The sequence below is a fragment of the Vallitalea sediminicola genome, from assembly GCF_054408565.1.
This window is the reverse complement of record NZ_BTPT01000019.1, coordinates 15,070-40,363: the sequence shown is the minus strand read 5'-3', so window position 1 is coordinate 40,363 and position 25,294 is coordinate 15,070. Positions and strand designations below refer to the sequence as shown.

General features: G+C 28.7%; 20 protein-coding genes and 3 CRISPR repeat arrays (1 of these 23 cut by a window edge). Of the genes, 16 read left to right on the top strand and 4 right to left on the bottom strand.

Translation table 11 applies throughout. The features are described 5' to 3' along the window. Window positions 1-3: 3 nt before the first annotated feature. Window positions 4-762 carry a hypothetical protein gene (locus tag ACX6CF_RS08710; protein WP_458784935.1) on the bottom strand — a complete coding sequence of 253 codons (759 nt, stop codon included), beginning with the start codon at window positions 760-762 and terminating at the stop codon, window positions 4-6. 487 nt (window positions 763-1,249) lie between these two features. On the opposite strand from ACX6CF_RS08710, the gene ACX6CF_RS08705 reads away from it, so the two are divergent. Next, complete coding sequence (locus ACX6CF_RS08705) at window positions 1,250-3,904, top strand: calcium-translocating P-type ATPase, SERCA-type (RefSeq protein ID WP_458784934.1); 2,655 nt, start codon at window positions 1,250-1,252, stop codon at window positions 3,902-3,904. 99 nt (window positions 3,905-4,003) lie between these two features. Here ACX6CF_RS08705 and ACX6CF_RS08700 read toward each other — a convergent pair whose 3' ends face one another. Then, a complete protein-coding gene (locus ACX6CF_RS08700) occupies window positions 4,004-4,684 on the bottom strand; it encodes a Crp/Fnr family transcriptional regulator (protein WP_458784933.1) in 681 nt (226 codons plus the stop codon). 129 nt (window positions 4,685-4,813) lie between these two features. Between ACX6CF_RS08700 and ACX6CF_RS08695 the strand changes: the two genes are divergently transcribed. Both ACX6CF_RS08695 and ACX6CF_RS08690 read left to right on the top strand, forming a co-directional pair. Next, window positions 4,814-5,236, top strand: coding sequence for a DMT family transporter (locus ACX6CF_RS08695; protein WP_458784932.1), 423 nt, complete (start codon window positions 4,814-4,816; stop codon window positions 5,234-5,236). A 13-nt stretch (window positions 5,237-5,249) separates the two neighbouring features. Continuing rightward, window positions 5,250-5,705, top strand: coding sequence for a DMT family transporter (locus ACX6CF_RS08690; RefSeq protein WP_458784931.1), 456 nt, complete (start codon window positions 5,250-5,252; stop codon window positions 5,703-5,705). Between the two features lie 105 nt (window positions 5,706-5,810). Here the strand turns inward: ACX6CF_RS08690 and ACX6CF_RS08685 are convergent, their stop codons facing one another. After that, a complete protein-coding gene (locus ACX6CF_RS08685) occupies window positions 5,811-6,764 on the bottom strand; it encodes a calcium/sodium antiporter (protein WP_458784930.1) in 954 nt (317 codons plus the stop codon). Window positions 6,765-7,086: 322 nt separating this feature from the next. Continuing rightward, on the bottom strand, window positions 7,087-7,965 hold the full coding sequence (locus ACX6CF_RS08680; RefSeq protein WP_458784929.1) for a DegV family protein: 879 nt from the start codon (window positions 7,963-7,965) through the stop codon (window positions 7,087-7,089). Window positions 7,966-8,346: 381 nt separating this feature from the next. On the opposite strand from ACX6CF_RS08680, the gene ACX6CF_RS08675 reads away from it, so the two are divergent. The 13 genes from ACX6CF_RS08675 to cas4 all read left to right on the top strand — a co-directional run bounded on the left by ACX6CF_RS08675 (window position 8,347) and on the right by cas4 (window position 24,934). Next, window positions 8,347-9,117 (top strand): hypothetical protein, encoded by a 771-nt coding sequence (locus ACX6CF_RS08675; protein ID WP_458784928.1) that lies wholly within the window; start codon window positions 8,347-8,349, stop codon window positions 9,115-9,117. Between the two features lie 141 nt (window positions 9,118-9,258). Then, window positions 9,259-10,335 (top strand): hypothetical protein, encoded by a 1,077-nt coding sequence (locus tag ACX6CF_RS08670; protein ID WP_458784927.1) that lies wholly within the window; start codon window positions 9,259-9,261, stop codon window positions 10,333-10,335. A gap of 2 nt (window positions 10,336-10,337) precedes the next feature. Beyond that, on the top strand, window positions 10,338-11,450 hold the full coding sequence (locus ACX6CF_RS08665) for an ABC transporter permease family protein (RefSeq protein WP_458784926.1): 1,113 nt from the start codon (window positions 10,338-10,340) through the stop codon (window positions 11,448-11,450). Next, window positions 11,450-12,136, top strand: a complete 687-nt coding sequence (locus ACX6CF_RS08660) for an ABC transporter ATP-binding protein (RefSeq protein ID WP_458784925.1) — start codon at window positions 11,450-11,452, stop codon at window positions 12,134-12,136. Before ACX6CF_RS08665 ends, ACX6CF_RS08660 begins: the two co-directional genes overlap by 1 nt. 277 nt (window positions 12,137-12,413) lie before the next feature. Beyond that, a CRISPR array of direct repeats spans window positions 12,414-13,767; the repeat unit is 37 nt. A gap of 138 nt (window positions 13,768-13,905) precedes the next feature. Continuing rightward, the gene (locus ACX6CF_RS08655; protein ID WP_458784924.1) at window positions 13,906-14,403 is read left to right on the top strand and encodes a hypothetical protein; all 498 of its coding nucleotides are present in this window, start codon (window positions 13,906-13,908) and stop codon (window positions 14,401-14,403) included. Window positions 14,404-14,827: 424 nt separating this feature from the next. Further along, window positions 14,828-16,177: a CRISPR direct-repeat array (repeat unit 37 nt; unit sequence GTAGTAATACATAATCCAGTAAAACAAGGATTGAAAC). A gap of 372 nt (window positions 16,178-16,549) precedes the next feature. Next, window positions 16,550-18,343, top strand: a complete 1,794-nt coding sequence (locus ACX6CF_RS08650; protein ID WP_458784923.1) for a TIGR02556 family CRISPR-associated protein — start codon at window positions 16,550-16,552, stop codon at window positions 18,341-18,343. Beyond that, window positions 18,344-19,273, top strand: a complete 930-nt coding sequence (cas7b, locus tag ACX6CF_RS08645; protein ID WP_458784922.1) for a type I-B CRISPR-associated protein Cas7/Csh2 — start codon at window positions 18,344-18,346, stop codon at window positions 19,271-19,273. Window positions 19,274-19,282: 9 nt separating this feature from the next. Continuing rightward, window positions 19,283-19,990: a type I-B CRISPR-associated protein Cas5b gene (gene cas5b / locus ACX6CF_RS08640; RefSeq protein WP_458784921.1), complete on the top strand. Its 708-nt coding sequence runs from the start codon at window positions 19,283-19,285 to the stop codon at window positions 19,988-19,990. A gap of 68 nt (window positions 19,991-20,058) precedes the next feature. Next, window positions 20,059-22,389: a CRISPR-associated helicase Cas3' gene (gene cas3, locus ACX6CF_RS08635; RefSeq protein ID WP_458784920.1), complete on the top strand. Its 2,331-nt coding sequence runs from the start codon at window positions 20,059-20,061 to the stop codon at window positions 22,387-22,389. A gap of 12 nt (window positions 22,390-22,401) precedes the next feature. Beyond that, window positions 22,402-23,058: a CRISPR-associated endonuclease Cas6 gene (locus ACX6CF_RS08630; protein WP_458784919.1), complete on the top strand. Its 657-nt coding sequence runs from the start codon at window positions 22,402-22,404 to the stop codon at window positions 23,056-23,058. A gap of 11 nt (window positions 23,059-23,069) precedes the next feature. Then, window positions 23,070-24,056, top strand: coding sequence for a CRISPR-associated endonuclease Cas1 (gene cas1 / locus ACX6CF_RS08625; protein WP_458784918.1), 987 nt, complete (start codon window positions 23,070-23,072; stop codon window positions 24,054-24,056). A gap of 1 nt (window position 24,057) precedes the next feature. Beyond that, a complete protein-coding gene (gene cas2, locus ACX6CF_RS08620; protein WP_458784917.1) occupies window positions 24,058-24,348 on the top strand; it encodes a CRISPR-associated endonuclease Cas2 in 291 nt (96 codons plus the stop codon). Then, the gene (gene cas4 / locus ACX6CF_RS08615; RefSeq protein ID WP_458784916.1) at window positions 24,323-24,934 is read left to right on the top strand and encodes a CRISPR-associated protein Cas4; all 612 of its coding nucleotides are present in this window, start codon (window positions 24,323-24,325) and stop codon (window positions 24,932-24,934) included. The genes cas2 and cas4 overlap by 26 nt, the downstream gene beginning before the upstream one ends. 268 nt (window positions 24,935-25,202) lie before the next feature. Continuing rightward, window positions 25,203-25,294: a CRISPR direct-repeat array (repeat unit 37 nt; unit sequence GTAGTAATACATAATCCAGTAAAACAAGGATTGAAAC) (it continues 1,043 nt past the right edge of the window).

The window sequence follows — 25,294 nt, the reverse complement described above, 5'->3', positions numbered from 1 at the left end:
TTCTTATTGTAGATAGGATGATACTAGACCAAGTAACTTGTTCATATTGTCCAGCATAGGAATATAACCTTTCAATTGAAGTTTTTGAGTTGCAATACAAGAATAAGTATCTATCTCGCCGGTTAATATCTTATTAGTAGTGATGATATCAGAAAAAGTCATTGAAGCCCTATTATTAGGAGATAATCCTTTCCTTGCCTGTAGATGACCATTCTTGGCAATAAGATGTATTCCAGTATTACTTTCTGTTATTGATACATTGATAATTCCATCAGGTATTCTTTTAGCGCTGAGTTTTCCTATTGAATCTGTGTTCCCGACTTGTGCAAGAGCAAAAAAAGCAGTGTAAGCAGTAAGTATAGTATTATTTCTTAGATAAGCTGAGTTTTCTAATAGAGATGGTGTAGGTTTTAAGTAATAGGAGAGTTTGTCTGTAAGAGTTATGAATTCATTTTTGAGGAAGCTGATTTTGGAAAGTCCTTTTAGAGGTATGGGATTAGCTTTACCATCAATCATTTGATTAAAATGATGTGGAGATTTGAAATAAAGGATAATATTACATTTGTCTAGGTTCTTACTAAATGTGCATGTGCCGTCTTTAAAGGATAAGAATCCTTTTGGACCGTTCTTAACTACAAACTTAATCGTCATGCTTATGTCTTTTATGAGGGCTTTCATATCCTTGTCTAATTCACATAAGTCCTCAAGGTCTCGAAGTACAGCATAAAGATTAATGTTCGCTTTGGTTAATTCCTGTGTCACATAATCTCCTCCTTTCATATAACACATAAACAGTTCAATGTACTTATATAACATTATATTACCGAATATGTATTTATAGAACGAGCGCTCACTCTATATTATGGTTACATTGTTACATAAGAGAAATATGTTGGCAACAATATAATGAAAACAACTAATTAATATTATAGTTTTTTTCGTGATGCATTATAGTTTTAAGTCTTATGAAAAAAATGCTTTATAATATATAGCATTGATTAATATACGAAATAACGTGATATAGTCGCTTTTGATGTAATAATTATCTGTAGGCTTGAACACAATAAGATAGAAGATGATATATAAAATCAAGGAAAATATATTAAATTTATTAAAATTGGTGTATAGATGTTTAAGTTCAATATATATAAGTTCTCAAAAAGCTTTATTTTTTTAACATTATTTGGTATTATCATATTATTATTGGTTTTTATTGACTAATAACAATTGTTAGAATAGGAGGATTAAAGTGGCTAAATATTATTCAATGGATGTAGATAATGTTGCATCGGATTTAGATGTCAAAATAAATGACGGGTTAGATAGCAACGAAGTGAGTAAAAGACAAACTAAATATGGTCCTAATAGCTTGAAGGAAAAACAGGGCAAAACATTATTCAAAATGATTATTGAACAGTTCAGCAGTTTTATCATAATTATATTGATAGCTGCAAGTATTTTATCAATTTCCATAGGTGAATTAGTTGATGGAATAGTAATCATTGGTATCGTAATTCTTAATGCTGCCCTTGGAATTATACAAGAAAGGAAAGCTAGTAATGCTCTAAAAGCATTGAAAGAGATGGCTGCGCCAAAGGCAAAAGTCATTAGGGATGGTAAGATATCAAGTATTGATTCAAAAGAATTGGTGCCAGGAGATATTGTTGAATTAGAAGCGGGAGATTATATTCCTGCTGATATAAGATTAACAGAAAGCATTAATCTTAAGATTGATGAATCAGCTCTTACTGGAGAGTCAGTTGCAGTGGAAAAAGATGCGAAAATTTTACTGGATGAACAATCTCAGATTGCTGATAGATTAAACTGTGCCTATATGAGTACTATCGTTACATATGGTAGAGGTAAAGGAATCGTTGTTGGTACTGGAATGGAAACGGAGATCGGTAAGATTGCTTCTATGCTTAATGAAGCTGTTTCGGAAGAGACACCTTTGCAAAAGAAATTAGATGCTTTTGGGAAAATGCTTGGTATAGTTTGTATTATCGTATGTGCAATTATATTTGTACTTGGACTATTAAGAAATCAGCCTTTCATTGAGGTATTGATGACATCTGTCAGTTTAGCTGTCGCTGCTATACCAGAAGGTCTACCAGCTGTAGTTACAGTAGTTCTTGCAATGGGTATGCAGAGGATGATAAAAAGACATGCAATCATGAAGCGTCTAGGAGCAGTGGAGACACTTGGAAGTACAACTGTAATATGTACGGATAAAACAGGTACTTTAACACAGAATAAAATGACTGTTGTAAAAGTATTTGATGGAACCAATCAATGGGAAGTCTCTGGTACAGGATATAAGACTGTTGGAGATATAACTAGTGGTGAAAAAGATAATAAATTATTAGAAAAAATGTTGATGGCAGGAATTCTATGTAATGATTCAAGGCTGAAAGATGAAGAAATAATCGGAGACCCAACAGAAGGTGCTCTTATCGTTTTGGGAGCCAAAATAGGATATGACAGGGATAAACTTAATAACATATACCCTAGATTAAAAGAATATCCATTTGATTCTGACAGAAAATTAATGTCAACACTTCACAATGTTGAAGGAACATTTACTATGTTTACAAAAGGTGCACCTGACGTAATACTATCTAGGTGTAAAGAGATAATCATAGATGGTAACAAAGAACCTCTAACCCAGCAGCATAAAGATGAAATTAGTAAAGTCAATGAGACTTTTGCTAAGAATGCGTTAAGGGTTTTGGGATTTGCATACAAAGAAGTAAATGAAAACGCACAATTGGAAAACGAAGAAAATGATCTAACCTTCGTTGGGCTTACAGGTATGATAGATCCACCAAGACAAGAAGCCAAGGATGCCGTTAAATTATGCAAGGATGCAGGTATTAGAGTTGTTATGATAACTGGAGACCACATAGTTACAGGTAGTGCCATAGCAAAACAAATAGGTATTATTGATAATGATGAACAAGCTATGGAAGGTGTACAGATCAACAATTACTCAGATGATCAGTTACAAGAAAAAGTCAAAACGACAAGTGTATTCGCAAGAGTTTCGCCAGAACATAAAGTAAAGATTGTTGAATCAATAAGATCCAATGGTGATGTTGCTGCTATGACAGGTGATGGTGTCAATGATGCCCCAGCACTTAAAAAGGCAGATATAGGAATTGCCATGGGGATTACAGGAACAGATGTTTCAAAAGAAGCGGCAGATATGATTCTCACAGATGATAACTTTGCAAGTATTGTTGATGCAGTTGAAGAAGGACGTATCATCTATAGTAATATAAGAAAATTTGTTGGGTTCCTATTATCTTGTAACATAGGAGAGATTCTAATAATTTTCATTGCTATGTTAGTAGGCTGGCAAGTTCCTCTAGTGCCTATTCAACTTTTATGGATAAACCTTATTACAGATTCATTTCCAGCTTTTGCATTAGGACTTGAAAAAGGCGAAAAAGGAATCATGAGTGTGAAACCTAGAAATCCGAAAGAACCAATAGTTGACCGTCAGATGGGTATTGCATTAGCATTCCAAAGTATAGGTCTTACTATAGCAGTACTCGCTTCTTATCAATTAGGATTTGTTTTGGCAGGTGATGTAGATAGTGAAACCAAGCTTACAATAGCTAGAACCTTATGTTTTGTAACATTGATCATAGGTGAAATGCTTAGAGCTTATTCAGCTAGATCTGAAACATTATCCATTTTCAAAATGAATTTCCTAGGAAATAAATATCTAAATTATTCAGTACTAATTGCTATCCTTCTATTGATTGGTGTTGTATATATACCAGTTCTACAACCTGTCTTTAGAACATTCCCATTAGATATAACTCAAATGGGTGTAGCAGTAGGATTGGCAATTATACCTGTTATAACAGGGGAATTAGCTAAGATATTGAAGAAATAAGAAAATTATTGATTAATATATTTTTTGCAAAAACCAAGTCAGAACAATCATTTGTTCTGACTTACTTGACTATAATCAATTTATTTAATGTTAAAAAGGCTATAACTCTTTACTCAATTTTCTAAGATTCATTTCATCTATAATCGTAATCTGTTTACCATCAATCTCAATGAGATTAAGCAATTTCAATTCATTCAAAGACCTATATAAATGACGATAACTTGTTCCCAGGGATTCAGCTATTTCTTTAAATGATGAAGTGAGTGTTATTAATTTTTGACCTTCTATGGTTATATGTTCCAAGATAAATGCAGCTAGTCGATTTTTTAGAGGATATAAAATATTATAAGAACTTTTTTTTGAGCTAATAATGAATTTTCTGCTCAAATTGACACATAGATACTGTAAAAAATTTTTTCTATTCATACATATGGATTTTATATAGTTAACAGGGAAAGCTATAAATAGAGATTGTTTTATAGCTTCAACATTACTGCTGTAATTAGTATCATTAAGAATTTCAATATCTCCAAAATTACTTATGGATTTATAGAATTCATGTAATAGTATTCTGCCGTCCTCTGACATAGTAAATACTTTTACTTTACCTTCTAATAAAAGGTAAAAATAATAAACAGGTTCTTCCATCTTACATATCATTTCACCTTTTTCGAACAGATGAAACTCGTAATAACTTACTAGATCATCTCCAAAGATTTCATATAATTTATATCTTTCATTATAGGTGTTGAATAACTGTATATCTTTATATGTTTGCAAAAAAATCATCTCCTATGACATATGTCCTATTACATATAGTATTATAAATGATATCTTAATACATGTAATTTGTAAATACTTATTTATGAATTTTAAATAAATAGCTTATGCAAATGAGAGGAGCATCTAATGTTTGAATTTGTAGCTGTAATTAATGGAGTTATGATTGCTCTAATGATTTCGTTTAATGGACTATTAGCTCAACAGGTAGGTAATAATGAATCATTGATTATTATACACTTAGTAGGTTTAATAGGTACAAGCATTATATTTTTAATTAGTCGAAGTAAATTGAAAAGCATTAAAGGGTTGCCAAAGTTTTTATTTCTTGGTGGAGCGATTGGAATCTTCAATGTTACATTAAATAATGTATGCTTTGATAAATTAGGTGTTGCATTAACAATTAGTCTTGGATTGATGGGGCAATTGATTGCATCCATGTTCATTGACCATTTTGGATTATTGGGAATTAAGAAAAACAAGATAAATATAAAAAAATTAACTGGTATAGCAATAATGAGTATTGGGATTGTTGTGATGATTATTTTATAATAGGAGGCCTGTAATGTACATTATATTAGCGCTATTAGCAGGGGCATTAGTTATTGTTTCTATATCAATTAATGGAAATCTAGCAACAAAAGTGGGACTGATTCAGTCAAGTATAACTAACTATTTAGTGGGATTAATATGTTCAATTATATTTTATTTGATTTTGAATAGATTTGTATTTGACTTTTCTTTTAATAAATTAGGTGATTTTCCATTCTATTATATATTAGGTGGAGCAATAGGTTCAATTATCATATGTTTAAATAACCTTTTGATAAACAAAATATCAGCAGTTTATGTTACCATACTTATTTTTTTAGGACAGATGATTACAGGAATATTGATAGATTATATCAATTTTGGAATATTTTCTACTGGTAAAGTAATAGGTGGGTTATTGATTGTAGTTGGACTTGCATATTATATTTTTGGTGATAAGAAAGCCAAAGAAATAGAAAAAATTAATTAGTAGTTTTGCAAATTTTTACTCCATTAAAATTTTGCTTAACATAAAATCCTGGTTGTTAGCCCAGGATTTTATTATATCAAGATATATAGTTTTTTATTTTTATAATTAAAACACTAAGAAATAGATATAAGCAAAGTAAGTAGCAATCATTAATACTCCATTCCAACGTTGAAATCTCTTCTTATTAATCAAAGTAAATGCAACAAGTATAAGTACTATAGCAAATACAAATGGTATGTGATAACTTAACCAGCTAGGTTGAATCTTAAATGGTAATATACTAGATGATAAACCAATAACCAATATGATATTAAGTATATTAGCACCAAGAACATTACCGATAGATATATCATGAGCTTTTTTAACTATGGCTGTTATCGCAGTAACTAATTCTGGTAAGGAAGTACCAAAAGCAGTAAGTGTAACACCTATTATTATATCTGGTACACCCAGTATCTTAGCAATTGTTTCACCGTTAGTAACCAAGAGATTAGCGCCAACGATTGTAAAAGCAATACCTATAATAAAGAATATAAGATTTTTTATTACAATACCTTTTGTAACTTCAATACTTTCATCTTGCTTAACTTCAATACTGCTCATCTTAGCATCTTTTATATTGTTATATAAGTAGAGAACTAAGATTCCTAGGAACATAAAGCCTGTGATCCTTGATATTTCTCCAAATACAAGAGAAAAAACAGTTAATAGACTTAATAAAAATACTAAAAATAATCCTGTTCTACGAAGTTTCTTTTTCTGCCTGATTTCAGGTCTTGATAAAATGATAGTTAGACCCATTATAAAACCAGTATTACAAGCTATTGAACCTAAAGCATTACCAAATGCTATACTTGCATTTCCATTAATAGCGGAACTTCCAGATACCATTGCCTCTGGTAAAGTAGTACAGATACTAACTAGAGTTGCTCCTATTATAATATTTGGTACTTTTAATACTTTGGCTATCCATATGGTTGCATCTATAAACCAATCACTGCCTTTAATAATCATGATAAAACCAACTAAAAATAGCAAATAGGGTGAGTATTTTTCCATCAATGTTATCCTCCTTGTATATTGAATTGCTGTGAATCTTTTTGCGAGTTAATATTATTTTCCCTTTATTAGCATAAGTTTTAAGTCTTGATTTGTGACAAAAAAAGACTTCTACTGTATTATACAGTAAAAGTCTCGCTTTCATTTTATAATAATACTACATGATAAAATAATCATAAGCATAGTTATCAAATGGTTAACCAGCCGGGTGTATTAACCGGACTGACGACTGATTATTCAACTCAGTATTCACAACTAAGTTTTAAGCTACTCCCTTAAACTAATAAAAATTATACTATATATGTATCAATAAATCAAGAAATTATACATATTTATAATTTTTTATAAAAGTAATGCCCACTGGGTCAGGTCCACAACTAGTTCCTATTGTAGAACCTACTTGATAAAAAGGTAAATCGCTTTTTATTCCAAGGTCTTTAACTTTCTCAGCTATTTTCTCAGCCTCATCTTCATGATGTCCTCTAGCTATACAAAAATTATATTGAGATATATCTTCATCAGATTTCTTAAAGTGTTCTTTAGTCATAGCAACTATTTTCTTAAGTGCTTTTTTTCTTCCTCTAATCGTACCATAAGGGTATAATTCACCATCTCTAACTACGATAAGGGGTTTTAGATTAAGCATAGTACCAGCTATAGCACTAACTTTACCTATTCTTCCACTTTTCTGCATATATTCGAGAGTACCTATAGTAAACATTATCCTGCCTGTAGGTATTATTTTTTCGATTTTATCAATTGCTTCTTCAAGAGATAAGGCGTCATTTCTCATTTTGGCGATTTCAACAACAAATAAGCCCTGTAAAGCTGTACATAATCTAGAATCTAGAACTGTTATATTAAAATCAGGATAACTCTCTAGTATAATCTCACGAGCATTTACAGCAGATTGATAAGAGCCGCTAAAATTGGATGTGAGTGTTATACATAATAGATTTTTCCCTTCTTCTGCGTAAGGAGTAAATTTATTAATATAATCTTGTACGGAAGGTAATGATGTTTTTGGAAAGTTATTATATAATTTATCATAGAATTCATCTATAGTTATGTCAATTCTTTCCCGTAAATAGTTTTCCTGATCAAAGGATATATAAAAAGGAATTATATTTATATCATATTCTTCAATTAGGTAATCAGGTAAATCACATGCGCTATCACACATAATTTCAAATTTTGGCATAAAGCAACCTCCAATAGTATTTATATGAATTATTATAGCATATAAGAATTAGTATTAAAATGTATTATTGATTGACACATACAGCGTAAACTATAGTGTTAAAGCCAGTTACCATGTTTTGAGATGTAGTTAGTAGAACTATGTTAAATGTATTTTTATGCATAATAATCTTGTTATGTTGTCTTTGAATTAACATAATAAATACTTAAATTTAAAATATGAAAATTTGTCTATGGTATAATTGTAGAAACAATATTTATTGTTAATATAATAAAGTTTGATAATATAATATATTTATATAAAATAGAGAAATATATTGACAAATTTAAAAAAGTGAAATATTATATATATTGTAAAAAAATAATACAAGGAGGAATTATGATGTTAAAAAACAAAACATTAAACATTGCAACTTTTCTTATCTGCTTTATACTAACTATAAATATACTAAACATTACTTCTTATGCACAAACAGAAGCTGAAAACGTACAACTATATTCTGCAAAATTACATATGGATTTTGGTTACAAAGGCTATATTAATGGGTATTCATCTACAGGATATATATATGTGAAGAACTTAGCATATGATAAAAAAGTAACTGTTCATTTTATGTATAATGATACTGATTGGACAGATGTAACTGCTTCCTATTATAAAACACTTCCTAATGGTTATGAAATATGGAAATATGATACACCTTATACCACTAGAGTAAAGTATCAATATTGTGGAGACAATTATTGTAAATTCGCTATTAAATATGAAGTTGATGGAAATACATATTGGGATAATAATAATGGTAATAATTATTATCTTAGTCAATCAAAACATCTAGTTGAATTATCAAAATGTAATATAGGTGAGAGTAGGTTCTATAGTAATTCTAAGGATCTATGGTTCTATCTAAAAAATCTTGGATACAACAAAACTGTTAAAGTACGTGTTACTAATGATAATTGGGCAACATATAATGATTACGATTGTACTTATCATAGTAGTTATTCTAATGGTACTGAAGCATGGTCTATTGATTTGGAGGAAAATGGTATAGATACAACTTCAAGTGCAGCTTCTCAGTATGTGATATATTATACTGTTGGTGGTGAGACTTATTGGGATAATAATTTTGGAGAGAATTATTATTTTTAGGATAAATAGTTGATGGTATTAGAAAAGCAGATAAATTCATATCTGCTTTTTCTAATATTAATTTTTAGTATGTTATAATATTAATGAGATGTCATATCTTAATAAATGAACCGCTGTATTCTACTATCAAGGAGTCTATAGATGAGATTAATATATTTAATTTATCAAGATTTTAAAATATTATTTAGAAAAAGAAAGAAAATATTGTGTGTAATCCTAACTAACTTTTTAATATGCTTTATTGCTTTTTTTTACTTTTTTTCTTTTTATTATACAAGTTATGTTAAAGGAAAAAATTCTAGTCAGGAGTATAAACCATATAGAATTATATACAATAAAAATGGTGAACAAGATATTAATGTAATTAAATTAACAGTAGATGAACTTTTGGTATCAAATAAAATACCAGAAATTGCAAAATTAGAACTTCATGGTTTAGGAATGGATAATGAAAGTAATAGTCATAACATAGTAGGATTAGCAATGGAGGTTAAACGTTATAGAAAACATTTTGAAATAAGACAAGGACAATTTTATAAGGATTATGATTTGCAAAGTAATAGTCAATTAGCTTTTATAATTAAAAGTTCTTTTACCAGCAGATATGATCTGATTGAAGTGGGTCAAGATATAGAGCTAAACAATAAGATATATAAAATAATTGGTACAGGTAGAGGATATTTAGATGAAATTATATATATTCCATATAAGGATTTTATAGAAAATCATAGTAGAGTTAATGAATTAAGTATTAATTTTAAGGAAAAATTGAATCTATCTCAACAAGATTATCTAATGACATTGGTTAAGCAGATAGAGGAATATAATGAAATAATTATCCCAAAAGTAAATAACAGTGATTTTCAAGAATTAGCCTTTAAATTAATTATTGGTGGTGGGATAGTATTGATTTCCTTACTGAGCATAATTAATATTTTTAGATATTTAACTGAAATTAATTTAGATAAGTTTGCTATTCATTTGTTATGTGGAATGAGCTTTCAAAAAAGATTCTTGTTATTACTATTTGATATTATTCTTATGCTTGGAATCATTTATGTTTTAGCCATTATTATATATGAGTCTTATATAGAATCTAATTCATTAAGTCTTTTTCAATATGTTAGTGGTTTTATTATAATAATAATTTTTGTAAGTATTAACGTTATTATTAAAATTAGAAAAGCATTAAAAGATGGATTAGTAGAGAGGTTATAATTATGATGGAAAGAATTCTTTATATGGGATTGAATAAATTTAAAAATAATATTTTATCTAAAATAATTATTATACTTGAACTAGTTCTTATAATATATCTACTTAATGTTATGATAGGTATGTGGAGACATTATACATATGTATTAGATATGGTCAAGGATATGAATATAGAAAAAAGTTATCATATTAGTGAATATAAAGGTAGCAAATATGAAGATAAAGACTATACTGTTGGAGAGTTAGAAAAATCTGAAACAACTGATGGATTGGAAGTTATGATATATAACGATTCTATTATAAAAAATATACATTTGCCTCTCAGTAAAGGTATTTGGTTTACAGAATATAGTGATGAAGAAATACCTATTATATTATCTTATTCATATGCAAAGACTTATAAGCTAAAAATAGGTGATATAATTGAAAAAGAATTAAATAACAAGGATTTTAGAAAAAAAATTAATTGTAAAGTGATTGGAATATTATCTAAGCAAAATTATTATTTTAATCTAAGTGTCACAAGTAGCGAATTGAAGTGGAATAATTTGTTTGTTGCATACGAAGAAGTTGGTATAATAAATAGTAATGAGCTGATTACATATCCAGAAAAACCAAAAATAATTTTTATGGAAAAAGAGCAAAAAAATAAATCAGTCATAATAGATGAATTAAGTAAACATGGATTAATTACCTCTTCTTCTAAACTAACAGAAAATACTAAAAATCAATTATCATATAAATTAAGAGAACAGCTAATTATGTGGATATTATTATTAAGCCTTATTATTGCAACTTTAACTTCTAATAATATGTTAGAAAAAATATACGAAGAAAAAGAATTTGCCATATACTATATGCTTGGGTTATCTTGGGCGAATTGTATAATTATTGAGATTATACGTAGTATCACTCATGTCTTGATAGCTAGCATTCTTGCAGCTATATTAATTGGATTCACATATAATCAAAATGCATATAAAAGTCTTATAATGGATGGTTATAATTATTTGATATCTGCTGGTGTAATACTAGTAATTTATATGACAAGTTCACTTTGGATTGTTATAGAACTATTAAAGACTAATCCTGTAGATCTAATACGGAGGAATGAATAATGAGTTATATAAGACTTGAAAATGTTAATAAGTATTATAAAAAAAATACAGGTGCTGAAGTTCACGCTCTTAAAAATCTGAATCTAGAAATTAAAAAAGGTGAACTGATAGCTATTGAAGGGGTATCAGGTTCGGGTAAATCAACACTTCTTCATGTATTAGGTTGTTTGGATTTTGTTATAGATGGGGAATACTATTTGAACAATGAAAGAATAACTAATAAGAGTCAAAAACAATTAGCAGTTATAAGAAATAGAAAAATTGGATTTATATTACAAAATTATGGATTAATTAATCAAAGTACAGCAGTTCAAAATATTGCTATTCCACTGTTAATAGGCGGTATGGGTTTAAAACATATTAAAAGAGAATGTGTTTGTCTTCTAGAACAGTTGGGAATAGGAAAATTAGCTGATAGAAAAGTTTCACAGATGTCAGGGGGGCAAAAGCAAAGAGTTGCCATTGCTAGAGCGCTTGTAAATAAACCTGATATAATTCTGGCAGATGAACCTACAGGTTCATTAGATATAAAAACATCTAATGAAGTCATGCAATTATTAAAAGAGATTAATCAACAGGGAAAAACTGTTATTATTGTTACCCATGACAAACATGTTTCGGAAATATGTTCAAGAATATTAAAAATAGAAGATGGTTGTTTGGTTAATGATATATTAAATAATTAAAAATATAAATAATAAAGTATAGAAACAGTGTTATTATATGTTATAATGTTTGTAAGAAATATGAAAAGATAATCTTATATTGTTATAAAATTATTGGTGCAGAATTTGTCACCATGTTTAGAACTAGATATAGTGAGGGTTTGAAGCTACTCGTCATAAGAGAAAATGACGATATTATTGACATTATCCAATATTATTATACATAATATTACAAAACTTGTTGAAGTATAAAAAAGCCCTGAACCCTTGAAATTGGTGGATTTTAGCCAGGGGGTCTGTAGTAATACATAATCCAATACAATAAGGATTGAAACTATATACATATCAGAAGGAAACCTTCGGGGGAAACCGCGTAGTAATACATAATCCAATACAATAAGGATTGAAACTCTGGTGCAAGGGGTGACACAAACATTCCAGAAGCGGTAGTAATACATAATCCAATACAATAAGGATTGAAACGTCATGCAACGATACAATGTAACATGGAATAGTGCTAGTAGTAATACATAATCCAATACAATAAGGATTGAAACATAGGATTAAATATGGCTTGCAATATAGCAGCTAGAGGTAGTAATACATAATCCAATACAATAAGGATTGAAACGGAAGCATCCAGCCACAAGCGGATACTATAAACTGGTAGTAATACATAATCCAATACAATAAGGATTGAAACAACCATGTTTTGGTATATTATTATGTCAATTATTCGTAGTAATACATAATCCAATACAATAAGGATTGAAACGAAAATGAAAAAGATTTAGTAGTAAGGACCGGCGCATAGTAGTAATACATAATCCAATACAATAAGGATTGAAACTGTGTAAGATTAAATATTAACGGTCAAGATGTTGCTGTAGTAATACATAATCCAATACAATAAGGATTGAAACACTGATATCGACATAATGGAAGGATCAAGGGTTACTGTAGTAATACATAATCCAATACAATAAGGATTGAAACCAAAATCATCTTGACTAAGTGGCAATACTGCTCCTGGTAGTAATACATAATCCAATACAATAAGGATTGAAACTTTATAATGTTTTCGATTTCTTCTCTTGCTAATACTTGTAGTAATACATAATCCAATACAATAAGGATTGAAACATCCTTTATTGGTTTTCTTGAATGAACTTCCAAGTCGTAGTAATACATAATCCAATACAATAAGGATTGAAACTTATGTCCTCTAATGTAGGCTGCTTTTACTTTTTTCGTAGTAATACATAATCCAATACAATAAGGATTGAAACATAATTTTTTCTTGATCTTCTTCTGGATTAAATATGTAGTAATACATAATCCAATACAATAAGGATTGAAACCTAGCACCAGCAGCACAAAGAACAAAGATCACTAAGTAGTAATACATAATCCAATACAATAAGGATTGAAACATGCTATAGTCTTAGTTATATCGTGGCTTTGATTATTGTAGTAATACATAATCCAATACAATAAGGATTGAAACTTACCGCTGGATCAACAGCAGACCACGAATGCATTAGTAGTAATACATAATCCAATACAATAAGGATTGAAACAAAAAAGGTCTAGAAGAATTCAGGAAACGAATTAAGTAGTAATACATAATCCAATACAATAAGGATTGAAACATTAATGATTTTAAACGAGTTTTATGCTCATCAATATCCTAGTGTAGACTGGTAAAGGAATATATCCGGTGACACTAAATGGTAAAGCGGATATTGGCTTTGGTAGTTTCTAATACATAACGTTAGATGGGAGAATCTATGAAATTTAAATATCTACTCAAAATAGTGCCGGTCATTATTATTCTTGGGTTATTGATATGGGAAGTGAGTTTATATAACTATTCACTAAAATCAATAGAAGATATGGTTGGCAGTGAATTGTATATTAAGAATGTAGGAGATGTATCAGTAGATTATATTTGGAAAAGAAATGGTAAAGTTATTATTGTATACACTAATGAACTATATCATGATCAGATAGGATATGCATTTTTCAAAGAAGGGATTATTCCTGGTAGATATAAGGAGTATCATAATTTTGCTACTGATGATGATGTCATAAATGAGGCTATCCAAGTAGAAAATGTTCTAATTTCAATTGTCATAACAAGAGATGAGATATTAGAAAAGAATTTTACAATAAAACGAGATTGGACTAGGAGTAGTATATTTAGAATTTTTGTGCTTTTTTTATTATATAGTTTTATTACTAAGTCAAAGAAATTTGCTAGCTTTACAAATATATGTAATAGATAAATTTTGCTCTAAAACCCAATATGCTAATAACTTTATTGATTATACTAATAATGTTAAAGACCCATCTATTTTAATTTCTTTACTTTATCCTAAAATTTACTGGTGTGTTTGTTAAAGAAGCTAAATATAGAAAATATATTTGACAAGAAAATAGTAATAAATAAGTGTAGAAATATTGTTGTAATATGTTATAATATTTGTAAGAAATATAAAAAAATAATCTTATATTGTTATAAAATTATTGGTGCAGAATTTGTCATCATGTTTAGAGCTAGATGTAGTGAGCGTTTGAAGCTACTCGTCCTAACTGAAAATGACGATATTTTTGACAATATCCAATATTATTATATATAATATTACAAAACTTGTTGAAGTATAAAAAAGCTCTGAACCCTTGAAATTGGTGGATTTTAGCCAGGGGGTCTGTAGTAATACATAATCCAGTAAAACAAGGATTGAAACAGTTTGTTCTTTGCCCGATGCGATGAGGAAATCCCGTAGTAATACATAATCCAGTAAAACAAGGATTGAAACTCAATAAAAGCTTGTATAACCATGTCAAGAACTGTTGTAGTAATACATAATCCAGTAAAACAAGGATTGAAACTGCTTAATCCTTACACCGAATACCACTGGGATAATGTAGTAATACATAATCCAGTAAAACAAGGATTGAAACTAACTTCTGGTTCTTGATCTGCAACTACTGGTGTCGGGTAGTAATACATAATCCAGTAAAACAAGGATTGAAACTAAGCCACATATAACTATTCCTAAATGAATGTGTTGGTAGTAATACATAATCCAGTAAAACAAGGATTGAAACAATGGCAGATGGATTTGGAGCACAAGACATTTTGAGTAGTAATACATAATCCAGTAAAACAAGGATTGAAACTGGAATGGTACAACATCTAAATAGTAGTCATAACTCGTAGTAATACATAATCCAGTAAAACAAGGATTGAAACATGAATGACTTTGAATCCAACCTTATCCATTAGCGGTCGTAGTAATACATAATCCAGTAAAACAAGGATTGAAACTTAAAACAAGTTAAAAGATTAGCTGTTGTGGCTTTTGTAGTAATACATAATCCAGTAAAACAAGGATTGAAACATATACTCATGTGCTAAAATTTCGGGTCTATTGGCGTAGTAATACATAATCCAGTAAAACAAGGATTGAAACAAATAATTTCATAATTTTCAACGCATGTAAAAGAATGTAGTAATACATAATCCAGTAAAACAAGGATTGAAACTAACAAGATGCATAACCTTTAAATATCTAGGTGGAGTAGTAATACATAATCCAGTAAAACAAGGATTGAAACTATATTAAATGCGGTGTGTTACTCAATTATATTTTCGTAGTAATACATAATCCAGTAAAACAAGGATTGAAACCGCATCCGGTAAAATTATTATACAAAGTGGACTCCAGTAGTAATACATAATCCAGTAAAACAAGGATTGAAACTTGTCGTTGAAAGTCATCAGCAAATTGAAGATATCAGTAGTAATACATAATCCAGTAAAACAAGGATTGAAACTCGTGTTCGCAATTGTCTCATTGTAATTATCTACTAGGTAGTAATACATAATCCAGTAAAACAAGGATTGAAACCAAGTGGTCGTGGTAGGGTGATGTTTGTTGAATCTTGTAGTAATACATAATCCAGTAAAACAAGGATTGAAACAAATCTTCAAACATTGTACTTACTGATTCTAAGTAGTAGTAATACATAATCCAGTAAAACAAGGATTGAAACTTATGTTTTGCATCATGCATATTATCATAATAAACGTAGTAATACATAATCCAATAAGATAACAAACCATTCAATACTCAAATACAAAAATCTTTAAAATTAAAAATACAGTTATCCTAATTAGACTTAGTAAATAAACTTAAGTATAATTTTTTTTTATATAATTATTATACAATCTTAAATAAATTCAATATGTGTTACACAGACATATAATTAAATATTAGGAAATTTATATTTTAGTCATACAATTAATAGTTTATTATTAAAAACATATAAAAAACAAAGAATTATAATAAATAAAATAATATATTGAACATATATGTTGAAAAGTGTATAATTTTAGTGTAGTAGTTTAATAAAGGAGGTGAAAAAATGATAAAATCATTATATCAGTTAGGTAAATATCAGAAATTTGTAAGCAATAAATCGGGAGTATCCGCAATCCTAGATATACCCAATGTTGATAATATTTTATATATTAACTTTAGAACGTTAGAAGATAAAACAGACTATCTAGGTATTAATGAAGAAGAATATAGTATCAGTAAGACCGAAGAACTTATGTATAAAAAAGGAGCATCAAGAGGGGGAAATATAACCCCTACTCTAATACTAAATAAAACAGATATACATAAGTCCCTAAGAAATTTCATGTTACCAATCAAAAGAATAGATATAGACGGTTATAATACTATAATTGATTTTATGGGAGATGAAAACAACTTCAATGCTATCGCTGAAGACATTAAGAAATTAGTTAGTCAAGATAAGAAATACGCTCTTTCTCTACAATTGAACAATAAAAAACTAAATGAATATCAAGAATTGGAAAAGGTTTTGCTTAATAATGAAAGCAGTAAATATAACTTTAGAACAGCATTTAATAAAGATGAGCAATACTCTATAGCCAGTGATAAAATATGTTATGTATGCAAACAGGAAAAAGAACAAATAAACGGTTTTACTAATACTTACAATTTCTATACAGTAGACAAACCTGGATTTATGACAGGTGGATTCAATAGAAAATATGCTTGGAGAAATTATCCAGTATGCTCAGAATGCGGAACAATACTTGAATTAGGAAAAAGATATCTAGAAGATAACTTAAGTGACTACTTTGCAGGTTTTACTTATTTTCTAGTTCCCAAATTCATATTTAATATAGATGTAGAAAATAATTTCAAACAATACAATAGAATAATGGGCACCCTTAAGAAAAACAAGGAAATAACTCTTAGCAAATCTAATGAAAAAGGATTAATAAAGAGAGAACCAGGGATATTAAGAGCAGCAGCTAATCTTGAAAATAATGTTTCATTTAATATAATGTTCTACAGAAGTCATAACAGCGAATTCAAGATATTAGAAAATATTGAAGATGTATATCCATCTAGACTTAGTTATTTATTACAGATAAAAAAACAACTAGAGGATACTAACAAATATCCAGAATTTAATTCTATCCAAGTTAATAGTAAGAAGAATAATGAACCAATAGAGTTTAGCTTTAACTTCTCAATATTAAAATATTTTTTTACAAACTATGATAATCATTTTTTAGAAATAGTTCATGATATATTTGCCGGGAAGAAGATAGATTACAAATTTATCATCAAAAGATTGATAAATACAATAATCAAAAAAGAAAATGAAGATGGTAATAGTAAGCTGATTACAATTAATTCATGGCTTGTATTAAATTATCTAAATGAAGCAAAATTATTAAATAATATTAATGATACCGAGGTGAAATCTTTGATTAATTCAAGTGATAATAAGTACATACAATTCATAGATAATCATAAAGAAATATTGAATACTGATGCTAAAATAGGTATATTCTTAGAAGGAATATTAACAAAAAAATTATTAAATATTCAATATGCAAATAGTAATTCAAAACCATTTTATAATAGATTAAATGGATTAAAATTAAATGAAAAACTTGTTAAAAGAATATTGACAGAGGTTATTAATAAACTTAATGAATATGACAAAAACTATTATGTTGATTTAGAATCCATAATATCAGAATATTTTATCAACGCTAATTTTAATGCTATTTCAGATGATGAAATGTCATATTATTTTGTGCTTGGAATGAACTTAGCTGACAAGTTCAATACGAAAGAAAATAAAACCAGTGATGAGGAGGATAAGTAGATGAGTGATGTAGTTAAATGCAAAAGTGAACTTGTATTCTGTTATGATATCAAGGATGCTAATCCTAATGGTGATCCTACAGATTCCAATAAACCTAGAATAGATGAAGAAAAAAATATTAACATTGTTACAGATGTAAGACTAAAGAGAACGATAAGGGATTATTTATACGAATACAAAGGTTACAATGGTAATGATAACAAAGATATTTTTGTTAGAGAGTTAAAATCAGTCAATAAAAAAGAAGGTATAAAAGACGGAAAAGCCAGAAGTGATGATTTTAGCAGTAATACTGAAGAGATATTAGAGAAATGTATAGATATAAGATTATTCGGAGGGGTACTTCCTCTCAAAAAAGATTCAATTACTTTTACTGGACCTGTACAATTTCAGATGGGAAGGTCAATGCATGAAGTAGAATTAAAATACATCAAAGGAACAGGAGCGTTTGCTTCTCAAGATGGTAAAAAACAAAAAACTTATAGAGAAGAATATGTATTACCTTACTCATTCATAAGCTTCTATGGAATAATTAATGATAAAGCAGCAGAGCATACCAACCTAACTGAAGAAGATATCAATTTATTACTAGAAGGAATGTGGGAAGGAACCAAGAATCTAATAACACGTTCAAAATTCGGACAGATGCCAAGGCTGTTAATGAAGATTAATTATAACAAAGAAGGATTTTTCATAGGAGATGTCAACAAATATATAAAATTAGCAACTGACCTTAGAGACGAAAAAATAAGAGATGTGGAAGATTTTGTATTAGATGTCACTAACCTAAAAAATATACTTATTAAGTATAATGATAAGATTGAATCAGTAGAATACATTGTAGATGATAGACTAAAATTAAAATGTGATGATGGAGAGATCCAGATTAAGGATTTATTAACCAATAAAATGAAGCAAGTAGAATTATAGGTGAATACTATGGATAAAATTATAGTTTTTGATATTTGGGCAGATTATGCTCACATTAAAAAACCTTATACAACGACTTCTCCTATAACTTATTCTATTCCAACAAGAACAGTTATAACAGGTATATTAGGAGCAATGCTAGGCATACCAAAAAACAAGAATAACATAGTACTTAGTTCAGATATTTGCAGTATTTCACTTAGAATAATTAATCCAATAAAAAAAGTAATGGTAGCACAAAATCTTATTGATACAAAAACTGCAAAATACTATATGGCTAGGATGAAGCAGAGAACACAGATTAGATTTGAATACTTGAAAGAAAGCAAATATAGAATATACGTTATACTAAAAGACGATGAATTGTATAGAGAGTTAAGAGATAAGTTGGTAGGACATGAATCATATTACACAATATCTGTAGGACTAAGTGAAAATCTAGCTAATTTTGCTTATATAGGTGAATATGATTATGAAATGATAAGGCAAGAGACTGAAATTGATTCAGTTATTAATCTTGATAAAGTTAATGAAGAAGATATTGTATTTGAAGGTGACAAAGAATATTTCACTGAGAGAATAGCTATAGATATGTTAGAAGACCGAGAAGTCACTAAATTCTCAGATGTACTATTCGAAAGAAATGGCAAAAAAATTAAAATACGAGATATTGAATATTATGAACTTGAAAATCAAGAAAGAGTAGTATTTATGTAATAAATAGGGCTAATGATGATAATCAAATCATAATTAGCCCTTTGATTATTGTCATGAAAGGAGTTTCTATGATATTATCACACCCTGATAAACCACTGAAAGATCATTTAGAAGAAGTAAAACAATTAGGACTGGAAATCTTTATTAAAAAACATACTAGGTGGTATAATGATATAACAGTTAAAAAGACTTTAGAGCTGATTTTATATAATCATGATATAGGTAAAGGAACAAAATATTTTCAAGAATACATAAGAGATCCAGAAAAATACTTGAGTTCCCAAAAACCAAAATATAAAAATCATGCTACACTGTCTGCATATATAACATACTATTTGGTTTGGAAATTAACCAGTGATGATAAATTAGCAATAATAGCTTTTTATGTTGTTAAAAGACATCACGGTAAGCTTAGTAATCTAGATGATGGAATATTATATGATGATGAAGATGTTTTGAACGAACAATTGAATCATTTTGATTACGATTATTTTGAACTTGGTGATGAGATTGAAGAGATAAGAGAACAGATTGAGTATATGCTGAGTTATGATTTTGAAGATGAATTATTAGATATTCTAGAAGCAGTAACTATAGATGACACATTGTTAGTAGATTATTTGTTTTCCATATTGATTAGTGCTGATAAAGGTTCAGCTATTTACAATAGTTCCAAAACAGATATACAATCATTGATGCATATAAAATCTAATGAGATAAATATTGATAAAGATATAGTAGATAAATATAAAGCTATCAATTTTAGAGGAAAGCCCAATAGAATCAATACATTAAGGGAAAACATTTATCAAGATGCAATTACCAGATTAGATTCTATAGATGTTAATAAGGATAAAATTCTATCTATTAATGTACCAACAGGAACAGGAAAAACATTAAGTTGTATCAATGTAGCTATTAAACTCAGAGAACAGATAGGAAGAAATAATAAAATAATATATGCATTACCTTTTACGTCCATAATAGAACAGAATTATGATGTGTTCAGTAAGCTGCTTGGTGAGAATGGAAATAAAAGTGAAGTATTGTTAAAACATCATTTTCTTGCAGAAAAATCCTATAAACAATCAGATGAAAGTTTGACATATGATATACAAGAATATCTTATAGAAAATTGGGATAGTGAAATTATTGTAACCACATTTGTCCAATTGCTTGAAAGTATTTTTTCAATAAATAATAGAAGACTAAAAAAACTACATAATATGGCTGATTCAATAATTATTTTGGATGAGATACAAGCTGTACCGTATAAGTATTGGCATATAATAAGGAAGATGTTTATAGAATTATCTAGAAACTATAACACGCATATAATACTAGTCACTGCAACTCTTCCCATGATTTTTAGAGAAAGTCATAGTGAAATTATAGAACTAGTAAAAAAGAAAGAGCTGTATTTTCAACAATTGAACCGAATAACATTGGATAAAAGCTATATAAAAGAGGGTATGTTATTAGATGACTTCAACAATCTCTTGGTTGAAGATATCAATAAACATAGGGATGACAGTTTTCTAATAGTGCTTAATACAGTAAAATCTTCAATCAATATCTATAATCATATAGTCGATCAAATAGATATAAAAGATGATTACTATATTTTTTACTTATCAACTAATGTAATACCAAGAGAGAGATTAGCAAGAATCAATAAGGCAAAAGAATTAATGAAGAACAATAAAAAAGTAATAATGATATCTACACAACTAATAGAAGCTGGTGTTGATATAGACTTCGATAGAGTTTATAGAGACTTTGCAATACTTGATAGTATCAACCAAACTTGTGGTAGATGTAATAGAAATGGCAGAGATAAAAAAGGCATAGTGAAATTATTTAACCTAAGAGATGATAGAAAAGCTCTATGTGAATATGTCTATGACAAATATTTGTTGAATCTAACCCTAAAGACTTTAAATGACTATGAAGACATAATAGAAGAAAAAGAATTCTATAATCTATCAAAATCCTATTTTGAACTATTGAATGACGGTAAAAGCGATGATTTGTCAATAGAAATATGGGAAAATATAAGTAAATTATTGTATAATGATGCTCTGGGACAAGATCAATTCAAACTAATAAATAAAGATTTTAAAACCGTTGATTTATTTATAGAAGTTGATGATGAAGCAGGAAAAGTATACCAAGATTATAGTGAGAATCAAAAAGAGCAGAATTTAACCATTAAAAAAGAAGTTTACAATAAGATAAAACATAGATTATATGAATACATAATATCAGTACCAGAAAAGTATTATGATGGTGAAGTTACTGAAGGGTTTAATATCATCACAAAAGAAGAATTAAGAAATTATTACAATATGGAAACTGGATTTATTAGAGATAAGACACAGGAAGATTATTTTTTCTAGAAGGAGTAAAATATGGAGCTAGAGTACATTTTATTAAAATACGATGATGTGAAAATGGATAGAAGAGATACACCAAAACTAAGAGGGTATTTTGCTAATAAATATAATGAATATATAGAACTGCATAACCATAAAGATGATAAATTCGTATATAAATATCCAATAGTACAATACAAAGTAATAGATAATATTCCAATACTACTAGGATTAAAAAAAGAAGGCATAGATATAGTAAAAGAGGTATTCTTTACTAACAACCAATTACGTATCGATACAAAAGAATATGATATCTACGAAAAGAATATCAATATGTATAAAAGGGAATATGGTTCAACAGAAGATGTCTATAAATATGAGTTTTTAACTCCTTGGATTGGACTGAATCAGAAAAACAATAAAGAATATAGACAAGCCAATATTATTGATAAAGAACTAATATTAAACAGAGTCTTGGTAGGTAATATATTATCTTGTTCCAAATATCTTGGTTATACTGTTGAAGAAGAAATAAAAGTTAAATCCAATCTAAAGAAAATGATTGTGCAATTCAAGGGAGTTAAGATGATTGGATTTACAGGAATGTTTTATACAAACTTCATGATTCCTGATTACTTGGGTATAGGTAAATCAGTAGCGAGAGGTTTTGGTACAATCAAAAGAATAAGTTGAGGTGAGATACTATGAAATTAATCATAAATACACCTGGTACATATATATCTAAAGTAGGCGAATGCTTTCAGATAAAAAATGATAACGGCAAACATCAGATATCAGCTAAAAAAGTAGAACAGATTTTGATATCTACAGCGGCAGCATTGACTACAGATGTTCTAGAACTTGCAGTTGAAAATAACATTGATGTAGTTTTTCTGAAAAATACTGGTAAACCATATGGTAGAGTCTGGCATAGTAAGTTGGGTAGTGTAAGTACTATCAGAAGGAAACAATTAAAACTCAACGAAGTAACACTTGGCGTAGAATTAGTTAAAGAATGGTTGGGTACTAAGATAGAGGATCAAATGGAACACTTGACAAAATTGTCACTTAATAGAGGACAGAATACAAGAGAATTTGTAAAAGATGCAATAGATATTCTAATAGAACAGAAGAAAAAAATAAGCCGAGTTGATACAAAACATGGTATTGATAAGGTTAGAGGAACGCTACAGGGGTATGAGGGTTATGCTAGCAAAGTATATTTTGATGCACTTAGCAAGCTGATACCTGATAAATATACTTTTGATGGTAGAAGCCGTAATCCAGCAAAGGATTATTTTAATTGTATGCTTAATTATGGATATGGGATACTCTATTCCAGTGTTGAAAAATCCTGTATTATTGCAGGTCTTGACCCATATATAGGATTGATGCACGTTGACAATTATAATAGAAAGGCTTTTACTTTTGACCTCATAGAAATATATCGTGGAATAATGGATAAAGTGGTATTCAGATTATTTAGTACCAAAAAAATAAAAGATGAGCATTTTGATAATATAGAAGGTGGATATTATCTTAACAAAGAAGGCAAACAGTTACTTATAGGAGAATATAACAAGCTGATGGAGAAAAAAATAAAGTACAAAGGAAGAAACATTGAAATGCAAAATATAATTCAATATGACTGCCACCAATTAGCCAATATAATACTGAAGGAGGTAAAATAAGTTGTTAGTATGGGTTATGTATGATATTAAAAATGACCGAATAAGAACTAAACTAGCAAAAGAATGTAAAAACATAGGATTATATAGAGTGCAGAAAAGTGTTTTTCTAGGTGAAATAGAAGATAATGATTTCGATGAAATAAAACTAAGAGCAGAAGACTTAATTAATATAGAAGAAGATTCTGTCTATGTATTCCCTATGAGTAAAGCAGAACTCAACAAAGCAGGATTAATAGGACAAGCCTTTGATAAGGAGTTGGTTACTAATGAAATTATCTCCAAGTTCTTTTAATGAGAATAGTTATTATATCACCCCATCAGAGATGATAGAATTCAATTACTGCCAAAGATTTATCTACTTCATGAAATGCCTAGGCATTGAACAATATGAAGAAAAGCGTTATAAAGTCCAAAAAGGTAAAGACGTTCATCTACTAAGAGAAAGACAGAATAAGAATTATCTAAGAAAAAAGCTTAGAGTAATAGATAAGGAAATAGATGTACAACTAGTATCCAATCTATATAAGATAAGAGGTAAAGTGGATGAGATATTAACATTAGAAGATAATACAATGGCACCACTTGATTATAAATTTGCTGTATATAATGATAAAGTCTATGATACCTATAGGACACAAATCATTATGTACGGATTAATGATAAAAGAAGTATATGATGTTGATGTAACTAGGGGATATCTAATATATTGCAGAAGCAATAATAAGATTGTAGAATTACCCATTACTGAAAAAGATGAAAGAAAACTTATTGATAAAATTAAACAGTTTCAAGATGTGATGCAAGGTTATTATCCTAAGGCTACAAGATATAAGGCAAGGTGTGATGACTGCTGTTATAGGAATATCTGTATAAAATAGTGAAAAGTATAGAATTATTATCTGAATATGATATAATATTAATAGGAAAATATAGGATAGAAATTATATATTGTTGCAAAATTATTCGTGCAGAATTTGTCAGCATGTTTAAAGCTATATATAGCAAGGGTTTGAGGTTGCTCGTCCTAACTGAAAATGACGATATTTTTGACAATATCCAATATTATTATATATAATATTACAAAACTTGTTGAAGTATAAAAAAGCCCTGAACCCTTGAAATTGGTGGATTTTAGCCATTGGGTCTGTAGTAATACATAATCCAGTAAAACAAGGATTGAAACATATTTTAATGCCCTCTTGTTTCTTTGCCTTTATAACGTAGTAATACATAATCCA

Coding starts and splice junctions, on each gene's coding strand:
- ACX6CF_RS08695 (WP_458784932.1), top strand. CDS start 4,814: ATGTTTGAATTTGTAGCTGTAATTAATGGAGTTATGATTGCTCTAATG.
- ACX6CF_RS08690 (WP_458784931.1), top strand. CDS start 5,250: ATGTACATTATATTAGCGCTATTAGCAGGGGCATTAGTTATTGTTTCT.
- ACX6CF_RS08685 (WP_458784930.1), bottom strand. CDS start 6,764: ATGGAAAAATACTCACCCTATTTGCTATTTTTAGTTGGTTTTATCATG.
- ACX6CF_RS08680 (WP_458784929.1), bottom strand. CDS start 7,965: ATGCCAAAATTTGAAATTATGTGTGATAGCGCATGTGATTTACCTGAT.
- ACX6CF_RS08675 (WP_458784928.1), top strand. CDS start 8,347: ATGTTAAAAAACAAAACATTAAACATTGCAACTTTTCTTATCTGCTTT.
- ACX6CF_RS08670 (WP_458784927.1), top strand. CDS start 9,259: ATGAGATTAATATATTTAATTTATCAAGATTTTAAAATATTATTTAGA.
- ACX6CF_RS08665 (WP_458784926.1), top strand. CDS start 10,338: ATGATGGAAAGAATTCTTTATATGGGATTGAATAAATTTAAAAATAAT.
- ACX6CF_RS08660 (WP_458784925.1), top strand. CDS start 11,450: ATGAGTTATATAAGACTTGAAAATGTTAATAAGTATTATAAAAAAAAT.
- ACX6CF_RS08655 (WP_458784924.1), top strand. CDS start 13,906: ATGAAATTTAAATATCTACTCAAAATAGTGCCGGTCATTATTATTCTT.
- ACX6CF_RS08650 (WP_458784923.1), top strand. CDS start 16,550: ATGATAAAATCATTATATCAGTTAGGTAAATATCAGAAATTTGTAAGC.
- cas7b (WP_458784922.1), top strand. CDS start 18,344: ATGAGTGATGTAGTTAAATGCAAAAGTGAACTTGTATTCTGTTATGAT.
- cas5b (WP_458784921.1), top strand. CDS start 19,283: ATGGATAAAATTATAGTTTTTGATATTTGGGCAGATTATGCTCACATT.
- cas3 (WP_458784920.1), top strand. CDS start 20,059: ATGATATTATCACACCCTGATAAACCACTGAAAGATCATTTAGAAGAA.
- ACX6CF_RS08630 (WP_458784919.1), top strand. CDS start 22,402: ATGGAGCTAGAGTACATTTTATTAAAATACGATGATGTGAAAATGGAT.
- cas1 (WP_458784918.1), top strand. CDS start 23,070: ATGAAATTAATCATAAATACACCTGGTACATATATATCTAAAGTAGGC.
- cas4 (WP_458784916.1), top strand. CDS start 24,323: ATGAAATTATCTCCAAGTTCTTTTAATGAGAATAGTTATTATATCACC.